Annotated in this window: 2 protein-coding genes and 2 pseudogenes; 2 read left to right on the forward strand and 2 right to left on the reverse strand. The window is 47.8% G+C overall.

The window, feature by feature from the left end:
- Positions 1–764 (forward strand): annotated as a pseudogene (locus ABLA76_RS15915) (hypothetical protein); the annotation flags it as partial.
- Positions 764–1,384, forward strand: coding sequence for a tail fiber assembly protein (locus ABLA76_RS15920; RefSeq protein ID WP_348988662.1), 621 nt, complete (start codon positions 764–766; stop codon positions 1,382–1,384). The pseudogene ABLA76_RS15915 and the gene ABLA76_RS15920, both read left to right, overlap by 1 nt.
- A 26-nt stretch (positions 1,385–1,410) precedes the next feature.
- On the opposite strand, the gene ABLA76_RS15925 is transcribed toward ABLA76_RS15920, so the two are convergent.
- A complete protein-coding gene (locus tag ABLA76_RS15925; RefSeq protein ID WP_348988663.1) occupies positions 1,411–1,590 on the reverse strand; it encodes a hypothetical protein in 180 nt (59 codons plus the stop codon).
- Positions 1,577–1,917: pseudogene (locus ABLA76_RS15930) on the reverse strand (phage tail protein); the annotation flags it as partial. The pseudogene ABLA76_RS15930 and the gene ABLA76_RS15925, both read right to left, overlap by 14 nt.

Below are 1,917 nucleotides of genomic sequence, written 5' to 3' on the forward strand. Positions count from 1 at the left end.
AAAACCTCGGTTTAACGGATACGGTGCGTACTAGCCGAACTATTAATAATAAACCCCTCACGAATGATGTGACTCTAAATGCGGGAGACGTTGGTGCATTTCCCCAAACCCAGCACCGGGATCGCATTCCTGATATAACGTACATAGGGCCGTTTACCTGTGGCGTAGCGACGACATGGGCCAAGGGGTTGAGCGTTGGTTTGATTGGCGGTGACGTTGGACAGATTTGGATTGATAGCAACGCGGTTTTACATACGCGATTTTTGAGCACATTGGGCGATAGTAATCAACAATCCATTCGCGGTATTCCCATCGGCGCCACAATTGAATGGCAATCCCACGCACCGATACCGACAGGGTTTATGGTGAACGACGGTCGAACGTTTGATAAATCCCAATATCTGGAATTACTGAAAATTTTCCCTGATGGACAATTGCCCGACGATCGGGGGCTATTTAAACGTGCACTGGATTCGAGTGACCGTGGTTCCCGGAATTTAGATCCGGGGCGCAAATTGGGTACGGTTCAAAATGACGCCATTCGAAATATCTACGGAACATTCGGTGCCCCTACGACGGAGCGGGGCAACCAAAACAATTTTGCCACAGGGGCATTTACTAAAACTGTTAACACGAGTGGTCGGCAGGCGGGGGATGGTGGCGATTCCGTATCGTTCGAATTTAACGCAGCGCGTGTTGTTCCCGTTGCGAATGAAAACAGGCCTGTTAACAAATCAGTTATTTATATTACGAGGATATTCTAATGGCTAAATACACGACAAACATTCCGATGGCCGAATTTGATGAAAATGGATTGGCAATTGTTGAGGGTTGGGCTGAGGTTTATCTCTGCCATGCTCAAACCCATGAGTTTTTGGGTAAATCATATGACCGTGTTCCACGCGGATTTTCTGTTGTGGCCGATGCGTATTTGGACGCCCCTGAGTTACCCAAATCTGATGATATTGCGATATGTCGTACACCGGATGGGAAATCGTGGATGCATATTCCTGATTACCGTGGAAAATCGGTGTATCACACGAAAACCCGGGAGAAAATAGCGGTTGATTATATCGGCGAACTCAAACCCGAACATACATTATTAGCACCCCAGACGCCATTCGATAATTGGAATGAAACGTTGTGGGTTACGGATAACGCGGCGCTGAAATCTCACCATATCCAGCAGGCTGAACAGCAAAAATTATCATTGCAACAGCAGGCGGATATTGTGATTAAACCATTACAGGACGCTGTCGATTTAGATATGGCCACCGCCGCCGAAAAATCCTCATTAACCACATGGCGCAAATATCGGGTGCTGCTCAATCGGGTAGATTGCGCTACCGCCCCTGATATCCAATGGCCGGAGCAGCCAGAATGATGAAAGGGGCGAAGTGCCCCTGATTGTTATTCAGTTGGTGCATCAATCAAAATAGGTTCGCCTGCCGCATTAACCGATAGAATTTTCCCCTGCGGTATTTCCCGTTCGCGGAAAAACCAACAATCATCTGGGAGTTCAATCGCTCCGATCGTATCGTGAATGGACGGTAAAACCTCAGTCATCGTGTTTGGATTAAATAGGCGCATAATATAACCTCCATGAAAAACCGTAATGTGACGGGCCACCCGCTGCCATCTGACAGCGAACCCGAAACCCGGTCGTCGTTAATGTTGAGCTAATCACCATCGACGTATGTGCTACATTGACCCAGATTGCGTCTGGTACATACTCCGCTATGCTGATATGCGGAGAAATTTCTGGTAGCGCTATAGGGAAATTAACAATAGCTAACCCATCTGTCGGGGTTGCAAAACCCATTAATTCAATCGCACCATCTGACCACCTGACCCATAACCCGTTCGCATTTCGCCCCCGCTCAATCACGAATCGCGCATCCGATAAACCGAGGTTTT

Source organism: Xenorhabdus sp. SGI240 (genome assembly GCF_040081915.1).
In the GTDB taxonomy this organism is placed as follows: domain Bacteria; phylum Pseudomonadota; class Gammaproteobacteria; order Enterobacterales; family Enterobacteriaceae; genus Xenorhabdus; species Xenorhabdus bakwenae.

What these genes read in the sequence shown, in the direction of transcription:
- ABLA76_RS15920 (WP_348988662.1), top strand. Translation starts at nt 764, where the DNA reads ATGGCTAAATACACGACAAACATTCCGATGGCCGAATTTGATGAAAAT.
- ABLA76_RS15925 (WP_348988663.1), bottom strand. Translation starts at nt 1,590, where the DNA reads ATGCGCCTATTTAATCCAAACACGATGACTGAGGTTTTACCGTCCATT.